18 protein-coding genes and 1 pseudogene are annotated in these 19283 nt (G+C 49.8%); 12 read left to right on the plus strand and 7 right to left on the minus strand.

Annotated features, from left to right (window positions below; all coding sequences use genetic code 11):
• Window positions 1–78 precede the first annotated feature (78 nt).
• Window positions 79–1440 carry a DUF2252 domain-containing protein gene (locus NYE29_RS10285; protein ID WP_340895799.1) on the minus strand — a complete coding sequence of 454 codons (1362 nt, stop codon included), beginning with the start codon at window positions 1438–1440 and terminating at the stop codon, window positions 79–81.
• A 345-nt stretch (window positions 1441–1785) separates the two neighbouring features.
• Between NYE29_RS10285 and NYE29_RS10290 the strand changes: the two genes are divergently transcribed.
• Both NYE29_RS10290 and NYE29_RS10295 read left to right on the plus strand, forming a co-directional pair.
• The gene (locus NYE29_RS10290; protein WP_340895802.1) at window positions 1786–3594 is read left to right on the plus strand and encodes a M3 family oligoendopeptidase; all 1809 of its coding nucleotides are present in this window, start codon (window positions 1786–1788) and stop codon (window positions 3592–3594) included.
• A gap of 44 nt (window positions 3595–3638) precedes the next feature.
• Window positions 3639–3806 (plus strand): CxxH/CxxC protein, encoded by a 168-nt coding sequence (locus NYE29_RS10295; protein WP_063829780.1) that lies wholly within the window; start codon window positions 3639–3641, stop codon window positions 3804–3806.
• 91 nt (window positions 3807–3897) lie between these two features.
• Here the strand turns inward: NYE29_RS10295 and NYE29_RS10300 are convergent, their stop codons facing one another.
• Entirely contained in the window at window positions 3898–5292 is a 1395-nt protein-coding gene (locus NYE29_RS10300; protein ID WP_340895804.1) for an MFS transporter, read from the minus strand.
• 136 nt (window positions 5293–5428) lie between these two features.
• Here NYE29_RS10300 and NYE29_RS10305 point away from each other — a divergent pair, with 136 nt between their 5' ends.
• Window positions 5429–5779, plus strand: a complete 351-nt coding sequence (locus NYE29_RS10305; protein WP_038598198.1) for an ArsR/SmtB family transcription factor — start codon at window positions 5429–5431, stop codon at window positions 5777–5779.
• A gap of 160 nt (window positions 5780–5939) precedes the next feature.
• Here NYE29_RS10305 and NYE29_RS10310 read toward each other — a convergent pair whose 3' ends face one another.
• Window positions 5940–6989, minus strand: a complete 1050-nt coding sequence (locus NYE29_RS10310; RefSeq protein WP_340895809.1) for a peptidoglycan DD-metalloendopeptidase family protein — start codon at window positions 6987–6989, stop codon at window positions 5940–5942.
• A 211-nt stretch (window positions 6990–7200) separates the two neighbouring features.
• On the opposite strand from NYE29_RS10310, the gene NYE29_RS10315 reads away from it, so the two are divergent.
• Both NYE29_RS10315 and NYE29_RS10320 read left to right on the plus strand, forming a co-directional pair.
• Entirely contained in the window at window positions 7201–7998 is a 798-nt protein-coding gene (locus NYE29_RS10315; protein WP_076111738.1) for a response regulator transcription factor, read from the plus strand.
• Window positions 7995–9767 (plus strand): sensor histidine kinase, encoded by a 1773-nt coding sequence (locus NYE29_RS10320; RefSeq protein ID WP_340895810.1) that lies wholly within the window; start codon window positions 7995–7997, stop codon window positions 9765–9767. Before NYE29_RS10315 ends, NYE29_RS10320 begins: the two co-directional genes overlap by 4 nt.
• Here NYE29_RS10320 and NYE29_RS10325 read toward each other — a convergent pair.
• The 3 genes from NYE29_RS10325 to NYE29_RS10335 are packed head-to-tail and all read right to left on the minus strand — an operon-like array spanning window position 9754 to window position 12343.
• Window positions 9754–10446: a DUF4097 family beta strand repeat-containing protein gene (locus tag NYE29_RS10325; RefSeq protein WP_340895812.1), complete on the minus strand. Its 693-nt coding sequence runs from the start codon at window positions 10444–10446 to the stop codon at window positions 9754–9756. The two genes, NYE29_RS10320 and NYE29_RS10325, sit on opposite strands and share 14 nt — an antisense overlap.
• Before the next feature lie 47 nt (window positions 10447–10493).
• Window positions 10494–11435 (minus strand): ABC transporter permease, encoded by a 942-nt coding sequence (locus tag NYE29_RS10330; protein ID WP_340895813.1) that lies wholly within the window; start codon window positions 11433–11435, stop codon window positions 10494–10496.
• The gene (locus tag NYE29_RS10335) at window positions 11432–12343 is read right to left on the minus strand and encodes an ABC transporter ATP-binding protein (protein ID WP_340895816.1); all 912 of its coding nucleotides are present in this window, start codon (window positions 12341–12343) and stop codon (window positions 11432–11434) included. The genes NYE29_RS10330 and NYE29_RS10335 overlap by 4 nt, the downstream gene beginning before the upstream one ends.
• Window positions 12344–12510: 167 nt before the next feature.
• Between NYE29_RS10335 and NYE29_RS10340 the strand changes: the two genes are divergently transcribed.
• The 4 genes and pseudogenes from NYE29_RS10340 to NYE29_RS10355 all read left to right on the plus strand — a co-directional run bounded on the left by NYE29_RS10340 (window position 12511) and on the right by NYE29_RS10355 (window position 15791).
• The gene (locus tag NYE29_RS10340) at window positions 12511–14304 is read left to right on the plus strand and encodes a hybrid sensor histidine kinase/response regulator transcription factor (RefSeq protein WP_340895818.1); all 1794 of its coding nucleotides are present in this window, start codon (window positions 12511–12513) and stop codon (window positions 14302–14304) included.
• A gap of 93 nt (window positions 14305–14397) precedes the next feature.
• Window positions 14398–14877 carry a 23S rRNA (pseudouridine(1915)-N(3))-methyltransferase RlmH gene (gene rlmH, locus NYE29_RS10345; RefSeq protein WP_340899682.1) on the plus strand — a complete coding sequence of 160 codons (480 nt, stop codon included), beginning with the start codon at window positions 14398–14400 and terminating at the stop codon, window positions 14875–14877.
• Window positions 14878–14976: 99 nt separating this feature from the next.
• A pseudogene (locus tag NYE29_RS10350) lies at window positions 14977–15325 on the plus strand (GNAT family N-acetyltransferase).
• A 277-nt stretch (window positions 15326–15602) separates the two neighbouring features.
• Window positions 15603–15791, plus strand: coding sequence for a hypothetical protein (locus NYE29_RS10355; RefSeq protein WP_076111746.1), 189 nt, complete (start codon window positions 15603–15605; stop codon window positions 15789–15791).
• Between the two features lie 378 nt (window positions 15792–16169).
• Here the strand turns inward: NYE29_RS10355 and NYE29_RS10360 are convergent, their stop codons facing one another.
• Window positions 16170–16724, minus strand: a complete 555-nt coding sequence (locus NYE29_RS10360) for a TetR/AcrR family transcriptional regulator (RefSeq protein WP_076111747.1) — start codon at window positions 16722–16724, stop codon at window positions 16170–16172.
• Window positions 16725–16897: 173 nt separating this feature from the next.
• On the opposite strand from NYE29_RS10360, the gene NYE29_RS10365 reads away from it, so the two are divergent.
• From NYE29_RS10365 to NYE29_RS10375, 3 genes are all read left to right on the plus strand, one after another.
• Complete coding sequence (locus tag NYE29_RS10365; protein WP_340895823.1) at window positions 16898–17878, plus strand: NADP-dependent oxidoreductase; 981 nt, start codon at window positions 16898–16900, stop codon at window positions 17876–17878.
• An 8-nt stretch (window positions 17879–17886) separates the two neighbouring features.
• Window positions 17887–18069 (plus strand): hypothetical protein, encoded by a 183-nt coding sequence (locus tag NYE29_RS10370; RefSeq protein WP_340895825.1) that lies wholly within the window; start codon window positions 17887–17889, stop codon window positions 18067–18069.
• A 444-nt stretch (window positions 18070–18513) separates the two neighbouring features.
• Window positions 18514–19278, plus strand: a complete 765-nt coding sequence (locus tag NYE29_RS10375; RefSeq protein ID WP_038598174.1) for a helix-turn-helix domain-containing protein — start codon at window positions 18514–18516, stop codon at window positions 19276–19278.
• The last annotated feature ends 5 nt before the right edge of the window (window positions 19279–19283 follow it).

The raw sequence follows: 19283 nt of genomic DNA on the forward strand, positions 1-19283 counted from the left end.
GAAAGAGCCTTTTTTAAAAACATAAGAATTTATATGCTTCACGCTATTGGCGATTCTCGCTTCCTACAGCCGGGGCAGCTACTCCGCCTGAGGCACTTCCGCTTCCTCTCCAAACCGCTCCTTCACCCATTCTGTAAACATCACGAAGTCTTTCTCCACCTGGGTGGCATAACCGTAAGCCCATTGGGAAATATAGCGGGCAAAAGCATCAGGGTCGGGGCCCATCGCTTTGGCAATTTCCTTCTCGCTGTGGTAGGAGAGGATTCCTTGGTCCACATCTGCGTCGGCTCTGGCATGCATTTTGGCCGTTAGGCTGCCCATGACTTCAACAACCTGGAGCATATCGTCTACAGTTGCGATGTCTTTGAGCTTCAGGCTTTTTTTATACGGGGAGCGTTCGCGGACATAAAAATCCCGGCCATCCATCGTCAGAAAGCCCAGATAGGGATCAGCTTTGTGATGCATCGCCTGCTGTGTGGCCGCCACACGTTTCCCTTGATGTCCGAAGGTGCTCCAGAAAGATTCCGAATAAGGCATGAAATAAGCCGGGACTGGCACACGAACCTCTTTTACTTCCAAAATGGTATCGTCGGTATCTTCTTGACTGCTTCCGCCTTCGATCAATATATAGTAACGGTCCAGCCCGATGGATGCAGTGCCCGAGCCATGTTTGACAGCAATGTCCTTCATCCGGTAATGATCGTCGTTCCAGCTGCGGGCAACAATGGTCTGCATATAGAAGCTCCAGGCCTTCTCCAGCAACGCTTGCTCCGCTACCTCAGGGACAGCCAGTTCGGAGTTCTCCAGAAATACTCTGCCGCTCTGCATTTGGGACGTGACCTTTTCCAGAAAATGACCCTGGCGGCGTTTCTCCAGCTTGCGGAGCAGCTTCTTCACCGGCCCTTTGGCCCCGTTCTCATTCATTACGAAGTTGCCGGGGTTGTCCTTGCCTTGGCTGAACCGGCGGATCCCTCTGGAATAGGCCTGCACAAAACTCTCGATCACGTTAAGCTGCTCTGCCTCCCCGTACCCCAGCTGCCGCCCGACAAGCGCAATACTGCCTGCCATACGCAATATATCGTACAGATAGGAGCCGACATAACCCTCATCGAAATCATTGACGTCATATACGATAGAGCCATCTTCGCTGCGGAAAGCCCCGAAATTCTCGAAATGCAGGTCCCCTTGAATCCAGGTCGGGCGCTCCGCCGAAGTGTGGTAGGGAAAGTATTGTCTTGTGGCGTCAAAATAGAACAGATAAGAGCTGCCCCGGTAGAATGAAAAAGGGCTAAGCGACATCTTCAGGTACTTTTCTGCCCGCTTCGCGGGAGTCAGGCCCATAATGGTGCCGTCGAATTCATCAAAAATGGAGATTAGCAGATCTTTACGGAGTTTCGTACGGGTACGAATGACACCCTCAGTTATGGATTCATTGATCATGATAGGTACTCCTTTGCGGGAATAAATAGAATTAAACTTATCATAACGCATTAACCCTGATATTTCCTGATGATCTTAGTGAAGAGCGGCCATCTCCCTTTTCGTGAACCGCTGTTAGTGTGTTATGTCCAGTTATTTACCGCATATTTCACCATGAAGAAGCGTGATATACTTGAATGAATTTCTTGTAAAACATCGGAAGAGGTGGAAGCATGTGAGTTGCAACCGCAGGATAGAGAGTTCAGAAATTTCATTCAACTATACGCAGCCCGCTATATGTATTTATGGCTGGTTGCCGGGATACGTATAGCTTCAGCTGCGTTTATGATAAGGAGATAAATGCAAATGGACTTAACATGGGACCTGGAGAGCCTGTACCCCTCATTCCAGTCAGATCAATTTCAAGAGGACCTTAAACTTGCGGAGACCCTTGCCAGCGGCCTCAAGGCATGGGCGGCTCTTCATTTAAAGGATAACGATAATGCGGCCAAACAAACGGAAGAGTCCCTGGAGCGTTACAACGCGTTCAAAAGAGTATATCTCTGCCTGTTCAGTTATGCGGAGCTGGTCTTCAGCAGTGACAGCGGCAATGCAGAAGCAGTGAATAGCATGGATGAACTGGAGGATACCGCAGCCGGTGCCGGCGAAGCGTTGGTAAGCTTCAGCAAATGGCTGGCCCAAGTGAGCGCGGAGGATCTGGAGAACATCATACAATCTAGCGATTATCTTGCCGGACATGCCTTTTATCTGCGCCAGCTTCAGCGGCAGTCACAGTATTTGCTCAGTGAAGAGGCTGAGACGGTCATTGCCCGGATGCAGAATACCGGTGCCAAGGCTTGGGAAAGACTGTATATGAGAACCTTGTCTACATTGCGCGCGGATGTGGAAATGGAAGGTGCGATTCGTAGTCTGTCTCTATCGGAACTGCGAAATCTGGTCTATGACAATGATCCACGGGTTAGAAAAGCAGCGTATGAAGCTGAGGCCGGCGCTTGCCGGAGCGTGGCGGAACAGAGTGCGGCCTGCCTCAATGCCGTGTGCGGAGAAGCGGCAGCAGTCTATGAGCTGAGAGGGTATGCCTCGCCGCTGCATAAGGTGCTGGCAGCTTCGCGCATGGATCAAGAGACGCTTGAAGTCATGCTTCAGGCTATAGAGGAAAGCCTGCCGGTCTTCGGGCAGTACTATCTCCAAAAAGCAAAGCTCCTGGGCCACACGGGCCCGCTGCCATTCTATGATATCTTTGCTCCGGTTGGCGGGGAGTCCTCTGCCAGAATCACCTATCCGCAGGCACAGGAGCTTATCGTAGCCGGGTTCAGCACGTTCAGTGCAGAACTGGGAGAGTTTGCCCGCAAAGTATTCGACCGCCGCTGGATTGATGCTGAGCCAAGATCGGGGAAGGGGAATTTCGGCATGTGCGTCGATATTTTCCCGATCGGAGAGAGCCGGATTATGACGAGTTTTACCGGAAGTTATATGGATGTCAGTGTGCTGGCGCATGAGATTGGGCATACGTATCACAGCAGCTGCCTCGCCGGGGAGACGATGGTCAATACCGATTATCCGATACCGGTTGCCGAGACGGCATCGATCTTTTGCGAGAGTCTGATTAATCAGAAGCTGCTTCAGTCCGCCCCGGAGGGGGAAGTCTTAGCTATCCTGGAACGAAGCCTCTCCGATGCCGGTTATTACATCGTTGATTTCTACGCCCGCTACCTGTTCGAAAGCCGGCTGTATAATAGAAGGAAATCAGGAGCGTTAACTGTTGAGGAGCTTAACAGTCTGATGCTGGAGGCAATGACTGCCGCTTATGGCGACAGTGTCGCTCCGGAATCAATTCATCCTTACCAGTGGATCAGCAAAGCCGGATATTATATGACAGGCAACGAGTTTCTGAATTTCCCTTATTCGTTCGGGCTGCTGTTCTCCAAAGGACTATATGCACAGTATAAGAAGCGGGGCGGGGATTTTGTGAACCAGTATCAATCCTTCCTGGCAGCCAGCAGCAGAACTACCATTGCGGATGCCGCAGAACTGATGGACATTGATGTGCATTCGCTGGAGTTCTGGCGGGATGCGCTGGCTCTCATTGCAGAGGATATCCTGCAGTTTGGGACAGGTAGTTCCTTTTTGCCGGGAAGTGTGGTAGAACAATAGAAGGAGTATACGCCGCAGCGGCACAGAAAGGGATGCTTGATTGAATGTACGTAGTGTGTAAGGAACATGTGGAGCTGGCCATCGACAAGTTTGTGGACGAGTACGAGGATGCACCGGATATTGTGGATCTGAAGGAAACCGAGTTCTCGGACTGGGACCCGCCGGCGAAATGTGCGGAATGCGAGAAAAATGCGGAGTATTTGGTGGTCTAGGGACCTTCAATAAGTAATCAGGCAAGAGTAGAAAGCACCGGGCTGCTGTAGTTACAAGCGGTCCGGTGCTTTTTTGTGGAAATATAGGGAATTAAGCATCTGCCAGTTGTCCGGTCCGGCTGCTACGGCGGTACATAAAGGCTGAAAGCATAGCAATTCCTGCGGCCAGTGAAAGTCCCCAGTAGATGTTGGAGTAAGCGGACGAAAGCGATAATCCGCGCTGCCACTCCAGGGCGCTGGCTGCCAGAGCTACGCTGAATGCCCCGCTGAAGAATTGAAGCAGCTGAAACAATCCCATACCGGAGCCGATCTGGGCAGAAGGGAGAATTCGCGAGATTTCATTAGATACACTGCTGGACAACGCCGTAAAGGACAGGCTCATGATCATATAGGTCAACATGACCGCAATCCAGGAGTGCGCGGCGAGCAAAGCAAACAGGACGGTGGCGGTTAGCACAAGGAGCGGCGCATATCGCAGAATGCCCCCATTGCCATATCGGTCAATAATCCGTCCTACCCCCCGGGAGACGATAATCGCCAGCAGTGACCCCGGAAAGATAACCAGCCCGGCGTGGCTTGCACTGAAGCCGAAGCGGTGGGTCAGAATCTGCGGCAGCAGAAACAAGGTGGCAAAGCTGCATAAATAAGAAGCGATTCCGACCAGTGACAGGACCAGATAAGAGCGGTCACGGAACAGTGCAGGCATTACGAACGGATCGGGAGTGCTGCCAATGCGGCGGATGAACAGGGCAAGGGAGGCCACTCCGGCGATCAGCGCAATCCAGTATCCGCCGGTCAGAAACAGCAGAAGGCCGGTCGTTCCAATGCCGAGAAACAGTCCGCCGAGCGCGTCGAATGAACCGCGGCGGGGCACTTCTCTGGGCAACAGCACCAGAAACAGCGGCACCAGAAGCAGGATGGCGGCCGTAACGGCGAACAGCCAGTGCCAGCCGAGATATTCGACGATACTTCCGCCGGCCACCGGACCGAGACCCAGGCCAAGCGAAACCGCAGACATGATGGTCGCCATTGCTTTGCCGCGGCGGGCCAGCGGGACATAGCGGGTGAACAGCACGAGTGACAGGGACATCACTGCGCCTGCACCGGAGGCCTGCGCAATACGTACAATCAGCAGAAATACGAAATTCGAACTGAAGAAGCCGGCAATCGCCGCCAGGCCAAGCGTCAGCAGACCTATTGTAAGCAGCCTGCGAATCGGCAGGAAGTCGGAGAGCCGGCTGAATGTGATGGAGGCAATGGAGAACATGATCGAATACCCGGTTACGATCCAGGAAGCAGATGCAGCCGTGATGCCGAATGTTTCAGTCACATCGGGCAATGCCAGGTTGAACATGGCGGTATTCATTATAACGAGTACAATGGCGACACTGAACAGAACGGTCAGCAGCCCTTCCCGTGGAAGAGTGGCTTCCACCGAAGGGGCTGAGCTGTCCACTGCAGGTGGATATGTAGAGCTTGAGCTCATGTGAGGGCCACTCCTTTATTGTTTGATAGTTCGATTACTTACGAACAATTGAAATATAGCATGCAGTAAGGTAAAATGCAATTAGGGATTTTAAAATATTTTGCACCCATCTGTACCACAAAGGGGATATTTATCTATGAAGATACTGTATCATCCGGACCGTAAAGACATTCAGCTTGCTTCCGTATTGTATGCGCTCAGCGATCCTCTTCGATTATATGTTGTTTCGGAAATCCGCAAGCATGGTGAACAGGCCTGCAACAGCTTCAATGTTCCTATCGCCAAATCGACCATGTCGCATCATGCCCGCACGCTGCGTGAGGCGGGAGTCGTCCACACCCGTGCCCAGGGAACACAGCGCCTGCTGTCGCTGCGCTCCGATGACCTGGAAGAGCGGTTCCCCGGCCTCCTGGATTCCATATTGGAGGCCTATGAATCGGCTGGTGAGTCAAAGCTGCTGTTTATGGAGAAGACGGAAGAGCACTAGACGGCAAGCTTTCGGATTCTTTTGCACAACAAATGAAAAAGAGGACGTCATAGCACGTCCTTTTGCGGTTTCTATAGAAGGAAAAAGAACCCTGCCATCAGCAGGGTCCAGTTCGTACTATGCAGATTAAGGTTGCTTGCCTCAGGCGTATCCTGAGCCGTTATCGGTTTGCAGCGGCCTTGCCGGTTACAGTCTGGCCCTTCAGCGGATTTAAATTGTCCTTCCACCGGATATGGAGGGACCGGGAGCCGAACAGGTCGGCTCCGTCCGATACCTGGTAATGCAGATGCGGCTCGCTGGAGTTGCCGGAATTGCCAAGCTTCCCGATGATATCGCCCGTTTTGACTGAATCGCCTTTTTTTACGGTGACCGAACCTTGCTTGAGATGGGCCAAAAAGCTGTATTCCCCGCCATGGTCAATCACGACCAGATTGCCTGGGGGTTCTTTTTCATTCATCACGCCCACAGGGGTATTATCGGGGATATCATTTATGACTTCGGTGACGATTCCGTCAGCAGGGGCGGTGACATTCTTTCCAAAAGCATGGTAGCTCTCATTGCGCAGCGGATCTCCTTCGTATGAAAGTCCATTCACCTCCTGCACGAAATCATAGGCGTAGCGCTGGCTTTCGTACTCATAATGATAATTGTTCAGCACGTTGTTGCCGCCCCAGAATACAAACCAATCCCCTTGGAACGGCAGCGTCATGGCAGTCCGGGTCAATGCCTTATCTGTCTCGGGATAGGTGGTCAGCTCCGTGATGTTCAGGCCGTGAATGACGCCCGCTTCATCAAAAACAGCAATAATCCCCTTGTCGCCATCATCGCTTGTCCATATCCGGTGTTCGGCGCCGTTCAGCCTCATCATAGTGGAAGGCTCAAAGGCAGTGACCCCTTGAATAAACGCCGAACCCATCTCCTTGACCTCATCTTCACTGATTTGCTGCTTGAATTCAGGGCTGAACCGCTCATAAATCCCGCTGAAATTGCTGCTTAACAGGGCCCCGGCCAAATTCTCCGGCTGTACGGGCTGTTGTCCGCTTTCGCTGATTTCAGGGGATGCGGAAGGTGTAACTTGTGCTACCTCCTCTGTGGGGCTGGCAGATGCTGATGCCTCCGGACTGTTATTCATCGAATTCTCTCCTCCACAGGCTGATAATAAGACGGCCAAGACCGTCGTACCGGCCATCATTTTGCTGATGCTTCGCATATGTTGTTCCTCCCGGCAGTGCTGTTGTCCTATCGTCTCTTTATTGTAGCTAGTCAGTATTTCCGCCAGTATAACACTGCATTAACGGTTGCTTAACTTTGAACAACGGTTTTGGCAGACGAATTAAGCTATTGTTAAGGTTGTGCGGCCAGCCTGGCGGAGCCAATCATGTTATGATAGTTGCGATTACTAGATCGAAAGGGGAACTGGCATGAACCATGCTGCCATTCTGCTCGTTGATGACGAGGCGTCCATTGTTGAGCTGATTAAGACGGTACTTTATAAAGAAGGATTCACGGATATAGATTCGGCGGGTACGGGTGAAGCTGCTATTCTAGCCTGCCAGAGCAAGGTGTATGACCTGATTGTGCTGGATGTGATGCTGCCGGGGCGCAGCGGGATTGATATCTGCCCTTTCCTGCGGCAGACGACGAATGCGCCGGTGCTGTTTTTGTCTGCGCGTATTTCGGATTTTGACAAGCTTACCGGCTTTGCGGTCGGCGGCGATGATTATATCACGAAACCGTTCAATCCGCTGGAGCTGGTGGCCCGGATCCGTTCGCAGCTTCGCCGTTATCTGGGTGACGCGGGCGGGCCGGAGCCTGTTCAAAATAAAGAGGGGCAACACGGACAGCCTCCCCAGGGAAATGCCAGGCAGGAGCGGCAGCCGGTTCAGCAGAACATTAGCTATGATTTCGGAAGATTCCAGGTGGATGAGACGGCGGGCGAGCTGAGAGTGGAGGGCGAAGTGGTCACCTGTCCGGCGCTGGTGTTTCAATTGCTGTTATTTTTCTGCAAGCATCCGAACCGGCTGTTCACCAAAAGCGAGCTGTACGAGCGGGTATGGGGTGAGGCCGCGCTTAGCGACGACAATACAGTTATGGTACATATTCACCGGATCCGCGAACGGATTGAAATGGAGCCTGCCAATCCCGTGTATCTGGTCAATGTTAGAGGACTGGGGTATAAGCTGGTACAGCGCAGCGGGAAGGAAAAGGGACAGGCATGAAGATGAAAAGGCGTCTGACCCTCCGGTTCGTGCTGCATTCGGCCATCGCCGGATTGGTTGTGCTGCTTATTGCGGCAATCACCGTTATGTGGGTGCTGCTGCGGCTTTCGGAGATCAATCTCACCGATAATTTTGTTTCTGTGGGTTTGGAAAGGCTGGTTGAGTCCTCCGAGTTCGGAGCGGACGGCATTATCTTCGACCCGAAGCTGCTGGAGCAGGTCAAGCAAAATAAAGGCTGGCTGCAAAGCCTGGATGAGAACGGAAAAGTAGAGAAGTCCTATAACACACCTTCTGATGTTCCGGCGCAGTATAATCCGGGAGAGCTGGCCGCCTATTGGCAGCAACAGCAGGATTTCCCGTATGACGTCTACCTCTGGATTCAAGAGAAACACGGCAGAATATACACGCTTCTCTATGGGGTGCCTGAGGTGCTTAAGCCGCTATTGCAAGCGGTCAGCGAAGAACCTTCCTCCTATGCGGAGGGGAAGCTGCTGCTTTCAGCTAAGACAGAAAGCCGGATCCAGGCGCTTGGCGGTTATGTGCAGCTGCTTAATCCGGAGGGCAGTGAGGTGGCGGCGTTTAACCGGCCGGACTCTGCTCCGGCCAAATATACTGTACAAGAGCTTGCCTTGCGCTCGAAGTATGAGGGAAGATACGGATACCGTATGGCGTTTGACTATAATGAAGATACCGGCCAGACCTGGGTGGTAAGCTTGCCCAATGATGCGGCGAAGTCATCGGCCAAGGCCCCCCTGATCTCCGCAGAAATGCGTATTGTACTGACTGGAATTGCCGGGATGCTGGGGGCGACGCTGCTGATCTTTGCGCAGCTGTCCTTCTTGAACGCGCGCCGCTTCGGCGCTCCGATGTTCCATATGCTGGCCTGGCTCGATATGCTCGGGCAGGGCTCTTATGACGAACCGGTGGACCGCAAAGGCCGTCCGCGCAGCCGGCTGAAGTCAGGCAAGTGGAAGCGGCGTTATTCTATCTTTGCCGATGTCATGCTGTCATTGGACCAGCTGACTGAGATTCTGCGGCATGACGAGGACCGGCGGCAGCGGACAGAGACCCTGCGGGAAGAATGGATTACCGGCATTACCCATGATTTGAAAACCCCGCTCTCCTCCATTAAAGGCTACGCCCATTTGCTCGCCGAGGATACTTATGACTGGTCCTCTGAAGAAGTCCGCAAGTTCTCTGCAATCATGCTGGAGAAGTCGGCGCATATGGATACGCTGATCAGCGATTTGGCCATTACCTACCGGTTGAGATCGGGTATTCATGTCCCGCAGACCGAGGCCGTGGAGATGAGAGCCTGGCTTGGCAATGCGCTGGAACAGGCCGCGGCCAACCCGGAGTATGGAGAGGGGCGGATCATTTATCAATCCCCTGACACAGAAATTACCGCCAGGATCTATCGGCCTTGGATGGAGAGGGTCGTCGGCAATTTAACGGCCAATGCGCTGCTGCATAATTCTTCGGGTACGCAGCTTACCGTAACGCTGAGCGCGATGGATACCGGCAGGCTGGTTATTATTTTCCGCGACAATGGCCAGGGGATGGATGAGCAGACGGCAGCGAATTTATTCGAGCGGTATTACCGCGGGGGAGATACGGCTTCCACAACCAACGGTTCCGGTCTCGGCATGGCGATCTCCAAAGGACTGGTTGAAGCGATGGGTGGACAGATTACCGTGAGTTCCGCCCCCGGCAAAGGAACGGAAATCCGGCTTATTTGGGATGGTCTGTTGGCCACTATTTCCGGCTAACGTTTCCGCCAATGGTTCCAAGCTTAATTTCACCATTCCCGGTCTGAGAGATCACGGCATCGCCCGTAATATGATCCATATCCAGTGAACCGTCTCCGACAGCAACCTCGGCCGAACCTTCTACTTGGGTTACCACAACATGTCCATTGATATTATCGATATCAACATCGGTACCAATATTGCGCACGGTGATATCGCCGTCCCGGCTGGAGAGTGTTACCGGACCTTTGGTGTCGATAACCTCCAGATCTCCGTTCACGTTGTCCACCTCCAGCGGAGCCGAGAGATCAGCAACCTTAAGTTTGCCGTCTCTATGCGAGTCCAGCTCCACAGCGAGTTCACGCGGAAGTGTAATCTCCAGATCCACGGCCCCGGAACCCATAGCCAGCATCTGGCCGCCAAAGGAAGCATCCAAATAAGCAGTAGCCTCTTCTGCCCGCAGCTTCAGCTTCAATTTATCCATACTTATGCCTTTGGCGGTGACCACGGCGGTGACTTCAATCGTATCCGTGTCTGCACCGTTTACTTCAATTTCTCCGTTGCGGTTATCTATAACCAGCTTCGTCAACTTGTCAGCCTCCAGTTCAAGCTTCTGAGTTGACGATGTTTCTTCGCCCTTGCTACAAGCGGTTACTAGCAGCAGGCAACCTACGATTAATAATCTCCATGTCCAGCGCATTGGAATTCCCCTTTTCTAAATTTAATATGGAAGAGCATTGTGTACCGTTATGAGACATCGCGTTTGACGAACAGGGTGTGCGAAAGAAGATGCATGACTGCCAGATGAAGTCCTATAAAAGCCAGAGAGAAGCCGAGCGTCATGCCTTTCACTGCCGGATCCCCCAAGAAATAACCGCTAAGGTCGGAATGGGAGAAAATAAAGAAACGGGTCCACGTCCAGCCGTTCATAGCGATGGAAATAACAAATCCGGCCACGGAGACGAACAAGGGAATGACGATAGCAAAGATAGGACTGCGAAAACCAGCAGATATCATAAAAGCCAGTGTAACTGAAATCAACAGAAACGGCAGATGGAACAAGTAACTGCCAAGAATTGAAAGCAGTATGGGCGTTTGGTGCACTGTATGATCCCGCACATACATATAGCTGTCTCCAAGACCGCCCCAGCCGAACATGATTCCCCCGAACAGCAGGGAGAGCAGAAGGCCGAGCAGCGTCAACCCCAGTCCGAACAGGATCGCGGCAATATATTTGGCGGTATACACCTCTGTCCGGCTGGCCGAGCGGGTCAGCAGCAGCTTGATCGTGCCGGACACAAATTCGGCAGCTGCAATCTCTCCGGCAATAATGATTGAGATCAGCGAGACGGCAAAAACAATGTTTCCTGAAAGATCCCCCGCAAAGCTCCAGGCATTCGTCTCAGGCGGCAAATTATGCTGCAGGGAGTACTCGTTCAGCAAAATGTTTTTCTCCGCCTGCCGTATTTCAATCTGCAACGCATCCGGTTCGGCAGCTTCCTCTGCCAGCCGGTGATTCTCCTGCTCAAGCTGCGACCTCCAGTCTGCCGCAGCGGTACCCCCATCTCCAGCACGCACATTGATGATCTGAAGGATGACGAAGACTGCAACGAGAGCAATGAGCACCCAGGTGCGTTTTCTTTTGTAAATCTTCATATTCTCATTTCGGATATAGTTGATCAGCTTCAATGTCCTTGCCCTCCAGTAATCTCAAGGTATTTGTCTTCAAGCGTCCGCTTCACCGTGTTCACCCCGTATACGTTGATGCCTGAATCCAGCAGCTTTTGGCTGATTTCGGGAATGCGGTTCTTGGGTAGGCGTACACGAAGCTGGTTGTGGCCGGCAGTAATTTCCGCGCCTGACAGGAACGCTTGCAGTACTTGCATCGCCAGCTCCGGCCGGTCAACCTCGAACTGGACGAGAGCGTCATCCTCCTGAACCAGCTCCGACAAACGATGCACTCCGATCAGCTTGCCTTGCTGGAGCACGGCAACGCGGTCGCACATCATCTCCATTTCGGACATCAGATGGCTGGAGATCAGAATGCCGACATTCTCCTGGCGGGCCAGATTCTTCAGATGCTCCCGCAGCTCGTGGATGCCCGCCGGATCAAGGCCATTGGTCGGTTCATCCAACAGCAGCAGAGAGGGCTTATGCATCAGCGCTACAGCCAGGCCGAGACGTTGCCGCATCCCCAGCGAGTAGGTACTGACTTTTGCAGAAATGCTCAGCTCCAGTCCTACAAGCTGGATAATCTCCTTCAGCCGGTCCTCGGTGACGCCCGGACTCATTCTTGAGAAGAGGATCAGATTGTCATATCCGGATAAATATTTGTACAGATCGGGCTGTTCCACGATAACGCCAACCTTGCCCATAGCTGCAGAGAATTGCTGCCGGGTGTCGATTCCGTCAATAATGACCTGTCCTTCCGATTTGGAGACGAGTCCCACGATCATGCGGATTGTCGTTGTTTTTCCAGCTCCGTTGGGGCCCAGCAGGCCCATGATTTCTCCTTTTTCCATTTCCAGTGATACATGGTCTACAAGAGTTTTGCGGCCAATGACCTTGGTCAGATCCCGTATTTGAAGCAGCGGCAAAGCTACCCCTCCCTTTTCCAAAAGATTGTAGTAGGATATAATTCTGCATATCGCTTAGCTGAATCCCGCTGCCCATAACCTACCAAGCGGACTGTCATATTGAACAGTTACTGCGTGTCATATGCTGGATGTGACAACAGATCAAGCTGAATTGGAGATGCTGATTGATGCAAAAAAATAAAGCCCGGCGGGCGTGGCAAAATCTAACCGTTCTGCTCTTACGCCTGTTATGGAGCATAGCGGTCGTTATATTGATGTATCTGGATAAGCCGGATTTCCCGCTCTGGCTAGTGCTGCCAGCGGTATTGCTGGGCGGCTTAATTCCTTCATGGGTTGGACGGGATTTCAAGACGCGGTATATTCTTCTGGAATTTATATTCGCAGGCGGGGTCGCGTTCGCGCTGGCGTACTATTTTGGCTTAACGCGATTATTCCTGCCTGCTGTAATGATGCTTGCCTTCCATACCCGGGACAAGGCGCACTTATATACGCTTCCAATCACCTTATTGCTGTACAGCTTAAGCGCCGGACCCGCCATAGGGGAAGGACTGTCGCACCCGCTGATCTGGAAGAGCCTCTCGGATGGGTTGTTCGTCTACGCAGCCGGATATGGATTGCAGATGGGAGCGAAGTCAATCAACGCGATCCGGCAAAAGCTGACGCTAGTCAACGAGCAATATACCATTCTGGAGCAGTATTCCTCTCAGATTGAACGCATGACCCTGCTGGAGGAACGTTACCGGATGGCCGGGGAAGTGCATGATACGATTGGACACAGCTATACTTCGATGATTCTGGGTCTGGAAACGCTGAGGCCGCATGTAGCCACGCAGGAAGGAGAGCATAAGCTTCAGGGTGTTCTGGAGCTAGCCCGCAAAGGGCTGGAAGATGTGAGGCGGCAGGTCCATCAGATGGACCCGCTGGAGGAGCCGGTGACCTTGGACCGGGCTTTGATGCAGATTGCCGGGCAGTTCGAATCCAATACGGGGGTCGCATTGTCGTTCCGCACGATGGGCGAGCCTTATGCGGTGATTAAGCAGGCCAAACATACGTTATGCCGTTCGCTGCAGGAGGCACTGACCAATGCCAGCAGGCATGGGCAGGCGAGTGCCATCCGGGTGGTCCTGCAATATGATCCGGCCCAGCTCATGCTGCAGATTCAGGATAACGGCAAGGGAACTGCACAGCTTCGCTACGGCTTCGGCCTCACCGGTATGAAGGAGCGTCTTGCGGCATTACAGGGCAAGCTATACATTGATTCCCAGGAAAATGACGGCACGCTAGTAACCTGTATGATTCCGAATCAGACGCAGGAAGGGGAGCGGCGGATTGATATCCTGCTGGCTGACGATCAGCCGCTGGTCCGCGAGAGTCTGAGGCTGCTGCTTGGAGAGGAGAAGGATTTCCGGATCCGTACTGCCGCGAGTGGCAAGCAGGCGCTGGAGCAATGCGCCGCCGAGCAGCCGGATATTGTCCTGATGGATATTCACATGCCGGAAATGGACGGCCTGGAGGCTACCCGGCAGCTTAAGGAGAAGTGGCCGGAGATCCGGGTCATTATCATTACAACCTTCGAGGAGATTACCTATGCGGCGGAAGCGCTGCGGCTTGGCGCTGAGGGCTATCTGCTAAAGGCGCTCCATCCGAAGGAATTGGCGGCGACGATCCGCCTGGTCTACGGAGGCGGGACGATGATCTCGCAGGAGGTGGCCCAGCAGCTGTTCCAGGATCAGCAGTTGGAAGCTTCGCTGAATCCGTATGACCTGACCGAGCGGGAGCTGGAGGTTCTGCAAGAATTAACGGAAGGGCTGCGCAATAAGCAGATTGCCCAAAAGCTGCATCTGTCAGAGGGAACCGTCCGAAACTATATTTCGGCGATTTATTTGAAGCTTCAGGTGGGCGACCGCGACGAGGCCGTAGAGAAGAGCAGGAAAGAGCAGCTGGTGCAGCCTCGGGCATAGAATTGATTTAAGATTGATAGCTGGCGGATGCCTTGCTAATCATACAACGAAGAATACAGCAGCCGGCCCGGAGGCCGGCATATGGAGGATATTATGTTAATTCAAATTATAGGCGTGGGCAAATTGAAGGAGAAATACCTGATCGACGGTATCGCAGAGTATGCCAAGCGGCTGACGCCGTACCTCAAGCTCCAGCTTATCGAAGTAGCCGATGAGAAAGCACCCGACAACCTAAGCGCCGCAGAGGTTGTTCAGGTTAAGGCACGCGAGGGCGAACGCATCCTCGCGCACATCAAGAGCGAGGCGCATGTTATTGCGCTCGCGATCGACGGCAAGCTCTGGAGCTCCGAGGAGCTTGCCGCAGAGATCGACCGGCTCGGCACCTACGGGACGAGCCATGTCGCCTTCGTCATCGGAGGCAGCCACGGGCTGTCCGATGAAGTCCTGCGCCGCGCCCAGCAGCGCATGAGCTTCGGCCGCATGACGCTGCCCCACCAGCTCATGCGGCTGGTGCTGGTGGAGCAGGTGTATCGGGTGGTGAAGATAAACCGGGGGGAACCGTATCATAAGTAGGGCGAACTATTGAAGAATTCAGATGTTAGAGCCTAAATGGAGGATTTAAATATCAAGTAGCATTGAGATAAAGAACTGCTGACCTGAACCGAAGAATATATTTCCTTAAGGGTTGCTGCTGGTCTAAGCCCAAAAGATTTGGCAGGCTCGACAATAGCCCTTCAAAACAGCCTCTTTATTGTTACTTTGAGGGAAGCTGATAAGCTAGTTGGAATGGGTAGAATTATTGGAGATGGCGGCTGTTTTTTTTCATATTGTTGATATTGCAGTCGATCCGATCCATTAAGGAAAAGGGCTTGGTAAACGGATTATGTCCGAGCTAATAAAATATTTGGACGAGAAGGCTCCGAAGGGTTCCTATGTTAGTTTAATCGCCGATATACCAGCAGATAATCTATATAAGAAATACGGGTTTGAATACACATATCCAAAATCAGTTGGTATGTAAAAGGTATTGAGTTAATGAGAAACTCAAGCCGACACAGGAGCAAATTAGCCGATGGTATCTCAAAGGCCAGCATGACGCTACCGACGCGCCTCCTATCGTCCAGCCTGATTAACACAAGCAAGCCGAGATGAACGGTTTTAGGTTTGTCTCCTGTGCATGGATCTGTCTTTGGATCTCGTAACCATTTAATGGTATTATCACATGCGCTGGAATATCAATCCACTCTTGTAAACAATTCCATTTTATTTAAAGGACTGAGCTATTAGAGGAGAATACAATGAGGAAAAAAACAGCTAAAAATAATATAACGCTTCCCGATAGATTAAATCATTTAGAACCGAATGAGTATCCGCTCAAGGAAGCTTATGCATATGAAAAAATAATTAAAAGCCTCCGAGAATTTGGTCTTAACGAAAGCGGTTGGACAAATGCAACTCCTTCAGCCGTTCTTCGGCCAGTATCGTAAGAAGAGTGAGCGAAGCAACTAGCAGCCATTATATGGAAATATTCTCAAGCATGGTCAACCTTCATAATTTGCCCGAAATTTTGAGAGGTCTCAGAAATGATGGGCTTCATTTTGGTGAACTTGGATATGACTATTTATCAGATAAGATTTACAAAGAACTAACTACTCTTCCTGAAATGGCGTTAAGCTAACTGGGAACGTTGGTTAAATAATTAGGGAGCAGATCGCCGTGGCAGGCAGCAGCTCCCTTTTTCGTTGAAGTAACTGGAGTTTAATTCTATTACGCATAATATTAGTTTGACTGAATGTGTACTGGTGATGTCCTGCAATAATCTATCTTGAAATTAGCTGATCTGCAGCTCTACGCAGGGTTTCTGCTCATGGAGACGTTATCATCATCCGTTCTAACAATGCCCAAATCTGTTCTGCCATAACTGAAGCTGGATATGGAATCGAATTGGTAATCCACCATTCGAAAGAGCTTATTATAGCTGACGCTAGAAATTGTACTGTTATTTCTTTATTAAAATCTGGCCCGAAAGAGATTAAATCAAATTGTTTACTGAGACTTTGTTGGGCAATAAGAAGTAAGCGATTCCTAAAGACAGGTATTCCTCTATTTTTCAGCATAGTTGAATACAAATTGGAGTTCTGTTCTAAATATTCAAAAACTCGAAGCAATGTGGATTTCGAAGTGAATTTATCTGTGACCTCATCGGGAGCACACTTTTCTAATAATTGATTAATTTGTTCTTCTAAATATTGATCAAGCAGGTCATATTTATCTAGAAAATGTAAATATACCGTTCCACGATTTACATTTGCTAAATCAGCAATTTTATTTATTGTGATATTTTCAATGTCCATTTCCGACAATAGCTCTATAAAAGCATCCATGATAGCCTTTTTGGATTTTTGAATACGTCTGTCCATTTATTTCTCCTTCGGAGTCAGAATATTAAACATTCCTTAGGTGTTTGTTGATTATTCAACAATTATAATCGTTTTAGCGATTGAACATTCCTTTGATTTTTTATATTGTGATTTTATCAAACAAACGTTGAATTTTCAACGAGTGTTAAATAATCTAATTGGAGGAAAATACTATGAAAGCTATTGCTCTAACCGGTTTTGGTATCCCTGAATCTTTTGAAGAGTGTCAAATTTCAATTCCTGAGTTAACAGATACACAAGTTCTTGTGGAGGTGTATGCCTCATCTATAAACCCTGGCGATAATCATTTACGTTCCGGCGATCTAATGCAGAGTGCAGTAGGAGATCAATTTAAAATTCATTTCCCTCATTTTCTTGGGGGTGATGTTGCAGGAATTGTAAGGGGGGTTGGAAAGGAGGTACACCATCTTAAACTTGGTGATCGTGTTATGGGTATGGTTCGTGGCGGCTCATATATGGATTATGTGGCAGTAGAAGAGAATACCTTGACGACAATACCGGAAAATGTATCCTTTGAAGAAGCCAGTGCCGCACCCACAATAGCCTTGACGGCCTGGCAAGCACTTTTTAAGCACGGCAACCTTCAGGCAGGTCAACGTATTTTTATCAATGGTGGTGCAGGTGGTGTAGGACATGTAGCCATTCAGTTGGCAAAACAGCACGGTGCTTATGTAATTACAACTGCAAGAGAGCATAATCGCGAATTTGTCATGGGTTTAGGTGCTGATGAGTTTATTGACTTTACAAAAATTGACTTCACTAAAAGTATATCAGAGCCTGTAGATATTGTTCTTGATACAGCTATGTTGGAAAAAAAACAATTAGAAACAGGACTGCCAGGAGAGTTTGGAGATAATAGCTATGCTATTTTGAAGGATGCTGGAAAGTATATTTCAATCATATCATTCGGTATTGGAATATCTCCAAGAGTTCGTAACATTGAACCGATCTTTTTCCAAGCAAATCCTAATCGGTTCGACCTGAACGAAATTTCCATTAAAATGCAAGAAGAAAAGCTCAAGATTCATGTAGATCAAATATATCCATTTACTGCTAATGGTTTGTTCGATGCCTACCGTAAAAGTGAACAACAACCCAAACGAGGAAAAATTGTGATTTTAAAGGGAGAATAATTTCTTTATTGAATTTACATAAGATAGCAGAATCGCTTGAAGTTAATTTAGTTCAGCTATTTGCATATCAGAATGAAGAGTTTATGGTTACTTCAGCTGAGAGCGATATTCAGGATATTGTAAGTATGCTTCGTGACGCTAATGACGAGAAGATACGCGTGGCGAAAAATGTACTTAAAGAATTATTATGAGATACGTCCTTCAGAGCAAATGAGGTCATTGAAAGTAAACGCACAAGCCACTGGCTTGTGCGTTTTGCTGTAGCTTAAGTAATAGTTCTTATTTTATGATTAATGGCAATAGTCTGAAATTTGATTTTCTAATAATCTTATTAATTTACTAAGGAGCAGCCAAGACATTATTTATCGGATTTATAGTAGTTATTATCGTATTATCCATCTTAACCGGAATGATGCAGGGGACTAAGAAGATTAAGATGTCTTATAAAGACTTGTACCAACATAGAAAGTAATCCTTTTATTGAGCAATGTTTTTAAAAATGTAGAGATATCCGAATTACTTGCTTAAAAACATGTCGAGATAAAGATTTTTGCTTGATATGACCATCAGTAACGACCTAACATATGAGCTGATATACTTAGTCTATAAAGAGATGAACATGGAGTGATTAGGGGATGATGAATTTATATGGAGCGGAGCATCACTTGATGGTGGTGTCAGACGCTATTGATGCGGAAGAACACCGGCATTCCTTTTTACAGGTGACGATCTCATTAACAGGAGAATTTGATATTGATGTAGCGGGGCAAAGCTTGAGTTGTCCAGGAATCATTATCAATTCGAACGTCGTTCATCGCTTAAAAGAGGCGGGACACCCGTTGATGCTTCTTCTGATAGATAGCACCTCTGAGATGGCTGCAAGCTTTAGGCGGTATCTGGAGGGGCAGCAGTATTATGTGTTTCCGCAAGGAATGATGAAGAGCATTCGCGAATTTGTGCAAAAAGAGTATGCTGGCGTTAAGGACCCGGACAGCTATCGTTCTTTTCTGGGACAACTCATGATGCTATTGGGCGTAGAACAGGTGAATACAGCTATTGTTGATCCGAGAATAAGAGAGTTTATTCAGCTCATAAAAGATTGCACGAACTCCGAACACTCCGTAAGTCAATACGCCCGGCAATTTGGTTTATCCAACAGCAGAATGTCGCACCTCTTTAAAGAAAATACAGGCATTTCGCTTAGCGGGTACATGGTGCTGCACAAGCTGCAGAAGGCAACCTATTTAATTTTTGAGGGGCTCAGCATTACGGATGCGGCTATGGCAGCAGGATTTGACAGTCCGTCACATTTAGCCGCCACCAGCAAGCAGTTGCTGGGAATGACGGCGAAGGGTATTCGCAAAGATAGCGTCTTTTTAAAAGTTTCTTGCCTGTATTAACCTTA

This window comes from Paenibacillus sp. FSL M7-1046 (assembly GCF_038007405.1).
GTDB lineage: Bacteria > Bacillota > Bacilli > Paenibacillales > Paenibacillaceae > Paenibacillus_AQ.